1 protein-coding gene is annotated in these 4013 nt (G+C 63.4%); it reads left to right on the top strand.

Annotated elements, in window-relative coordinates; all coding sequences use genetic code 11:
* Positions 1 to 172 precede the first annotated feature (172 nt).
* Positions 173 to 3865, top strand: a complete 3693-nt coding sequence (locus AAAU26_RS10430; protein ID WP_227619736.1) for a phosphoribosylformylglycinamidine synthase — start codon at positions 173 to 175, stop codon at positions 3863 to 3865.
* Positions 3866 to 4013 lie beyond the last annotated feature (148 nt).

Here is a 4013-nt window from a genome sequence, read left to right as displayed (position 1 = left end):
GACGACCGCCGCCAGTGGCGGAAACAGGGAGTCGCTGTTGGGGCCGCGGCCAGCAAGACGCAAGCAAAGCGCTGCGGATGCTGGGTGCCGCAACCCGGGCAGTGGCACGGCGTTAGCCGTGACGGAGAGGTTTAGCCCGGAAGAAGAAATCGATACAGGAGGGAAATACCCAATGGTATATCGTATCTATGTTGAAAAGAAACCCGGCTTCGACGGCGAGGCCCAGAGCCTGCGCAATGAGCTCGTCTCCCTGCTGGGCATCAAGGAGCTGAACGGTCTGCGTCTGCTCAACCGCTACGACGTGGAGGGCATCGACGAGGCGCTGTTCGAGCAGTGCGTCCCCACCGTGTTCAGTGAGCCGCCGGTGGATAACACCTATGCAGAGCTGCCTGTCTCCGACGGCGTGTCTTTCGCCGTGGAGTATCTGCCCGGCCAGTTCGACCAGCGCGCCGACTCTGCCGCCGAGTGCATCCAGCTCATCAGCCAGGGCGACCGCCCGCTGGTGCGCTCTGCCCGCGTCTACCTGCTGGAAGGCACCCTGACCGATGAGCAGGTGGCTGAGATCAAGAAATACGTCATCAACCCGGTGGAGGCCCGCGAGGCTTCGCTGGACACCAGGGCTACCCTGAAGATGGAGTATCCCATCCCCACCGAAGTGGAGGTGCTGGACGGCTTCAACGAGCTGGATGAGGCAGGCCTGAAAAAGTTCATCGACGAGAAGGGCCTCGCCATGGACCTGGGCGACATCAAGTTCTGCCAGGAGTATTTCCGCTCGGAGAAGCGCGACCCGACCATCACCGAGATCAAGATGATCGACACCTACTGGTCGGACCACTGCCGCCACACCACCTTCGGAACCATTCTGGATGACGTCCAGATCGACGATGCCGTGGTGCAGGAGGCCTTCGACCGCTACATGGCCATGCGCGCCGACCTTGGCCGCGAGAACAAGCCCCGCTGCATGATGGACCTGGCCACCATCGGTGCCAAGGAACTGAAAAAGCAGGGCATCCTGAAGAACCTCGACGAGTCTGAGGAGATCAACGCCTGCACCGTGAAGATCAAGTGCGACGTCAACGGCAAGGATGAGGACTGGCTGTTCCTCTTCAAGAACGAGACCCACAACCACCCGACGGAGATCGAGCCTTTCGGCGGCGCTGCCACCTGCATCGGCGGCGCGATCCGCGACCCGCTGTCCGGCCGCAGCTACGTCTATCAGGCCATGCGCGTCACCGGCGCAGGCGACCCTCTCAAGCCCGTCAGTGAGACCCTGCCCGGCAAGCTGCCCCAGCGCAAGCTGGTGACCACCGCTGCCGCCGGTTATTCCTCCTACGGCAACCAGATCGGCCTTGCTACCGGTCAGGTGGATGAGATCTATCACCCCGGCTATGTAGCAAAGCGCATGGAGATCGGCGCTGTTGTGGGCGCAACGCCCGCTTCCCACGTCCGCCGCGAATGCCCCGCTCCCGGCGACGTCATCGTCCTGCTGGGCGGCCGCACCGGCCGCGACGGCATCGGCGGTGCCACCGGTTCCTCCAAGGCCCACAAGCTGGACAGCCTCGAGCACTGCGGTGCTGAGGTCCAGAAGGGCAACGCCCCCATCGAGCGCAAGCTGCAGCGCCTGTTCCGCCGCGAGGACGCCTGCAAGATGATCAAGCGCTGCAACGACTTCGGTGCCGGCGGCGTCTCTGTCGCCATCGGCGAGCTGGCCGACGGCCTGTATATCGACCTGAACAAGGTCACCAAGAAGTATGACGGCCTCGACGGCACCGAGCTGGCCATCAGCGAGAGCCAGGAGCGTATGGCCGTGGCTCTGGCCCCTGAGGACGTGGACAAGTTCATCGCCATCGCCACCGAGGAGAACCTTGAGGCCACCCCCGTGGCAAAGGTCACCGAGGAAAAGCGCCTGAACATGGTGTGGAACGGCAAGTCCATCGTCAACATCAGCCGCGAGTTCCTGAACTCCAACGGCGCTGAGAAGCATCAGAACGTCCACATCGAGAAGGGGACTGTCTGGCAGCCCCAGTGGGCCGGCGTGACCTTCGAGCAGAAGATGAAGAACATGGTGGGCGATTTGAACGTCTGCAGCAAGAAGGGCCTTTCTGAACGATTCGACTCCACCATCGGCGCGGCCACCGTGCTGATGCCCTTCGGCGGCGCATGCCAGCTGACCCCCCAGAACGCCATGGTCGCAAAGCTGCCCGTGGACGGCGAGACCAACACCTGCTCCGGCATGGCATGGGGCTACAACCCCTACCTCATGAGCGCCAACCAGTATGTGGGCGCACGGATGGCCGTCGTCGAGAGTGTGACCAAGCTGGTGGCCTCCGGCTTCCGCTATGAGGACGCCTACCTGACCTTCCAGGAGTACTTCGAGCGCCTTGGCACTTCCCCGGAGCGCTGGGGCAAGCCGCTGGCCGCTCTGCTGGGCGCACTGGACGCGCAGATTGGCCTCGGCATCGCCTCCATCGGCGGTAAGGACAGCATGTCCGGCTCCTTCGAGCAGCTGGATGTGCCTCCCACGCTGGTGTCCTTCGCAACCGCCATCGGCAAGGCCGGCCGCGTCGTCTCCACCGAGTTCAAGAAGCCTGAGAGCACCGTCGTCCTCATCCGGCCCATCCTGGACCCCGTCACCGGCTGCCCCAACTTCTTCTCCCTGAAGGCCAACTATAAGAAAGTTGAGCAGATGATGGAAGATGGCATGGTGGCCGCTGCTTCCTCTGTGGGCTATGGCGGTCTGGCCGAGGCTCTCTTCAAGATGGGTCTGGGCAACCGCATCGGCTTCAAGATGATGAACAACATGACCACCCACGATATGTTTAAGCCTATGTACGGCTCCATCGTGCTGGAGATGGTCTCTGACGCCCCGGCTGGTGAGCTGCTGGGCGAGACCACCGCAGACTACACCTTCGAGTGCTGCGGCGACAAGCTGGATATGGCTCAGCTGCAGGAGATCTGGGAGAGCAAGCTCGAGCCCGTCTATCCCTACCGCAAGGCCGGTCCCGCCGTCGAGAAAATCGACGGCAGCCTGACCGCCCCCGCTGCGCCCAAGATCGGCGTGGCAAAGCCGAAGGTCATCATCCCGGTCTTCCCGGGCACCAACTGCGAGTATGACACCGCCCACGCCTTTGCCCGCGCCGGTGCGGACCCCGAGGTGCTGGTCATCCGCAACCTGACCCCCGCTGACGTCACCGCCAGCTGCGAGGCACTGGTCAAGGCCATCAACGAGAGCCAGATCGTCATGCTGCCTGGCGGCTTCTCCGGCGGCGACGAGCCGGACGGTAGCGCAAAGTTCATCGCCTCCTTCTTCCGCAATCCTGCGGTCACTGAGGCAGTCCGCGACCTGCTGCAGCACCGGGATGGTCTGATGCTGGGCATCTGCAACGGCTTCCAGGCCCTCATCAAGCTGGGTCTGGCCGCTTACGGCGACATCCGCCCCATCACGGCCTGCGACCCGACCCTGACCTTCAACACCATCGGCCGCCACCAGAGTATGCTGGTGCGCACCCGCATCGCCTCCACCGGCAGCCCCTGGCTGTCCAAGTGCAGCGTGGGCGACCAGCACACCGTGGCCATCAGCCATGGTGAGGGCCGCTTCGTGGCACCTCAGAGCGTGCTGGACACCCTCATCGCCAACGGCCAGATCGCGACCCAGTACGTCGATCAGGACGGCAACCCCAGCATGGACATGAAGTACAACCCCAACGGCTCCGTCCTCGCCATCGAGGGCATCACCAGCCCGGATGGCCGTGTCTTCGGCAAGATGGGCCATTCGGAGCGCAGCGGCGAGTACCTGTACAAGAACGTCACCGGCGACAAGTACCAGCCTATTTTCGAGGGCGGCGTGGACTATTTCAAGATTTGATGGTAAAATAGGAGAAAACCTCTCCGTCACGGCTAACGCCGTGCCACTGCCCGGGTTGCGGCACCCAGCAGCCGCAGCGCTTTGCTTGCGTCTTGCTGGCCGCGGCCCCAACAGCGACTCCCTGTTTCCGCCACTGGCGGCGGTCGTC

The organism is Faecalibacterium longum (assembly GCF_040094125.1).
Lineage (GTDB): Bacteria > Bacillota > Clostridia > Oscillospirales > Ruminococcaceae > Faecalibacterium > Faecalibacterium longum.
Note: the sequence above shows the minus strand (reverse complement) of the source record. Positions and strands in the feature narration are given on the sequence as shown.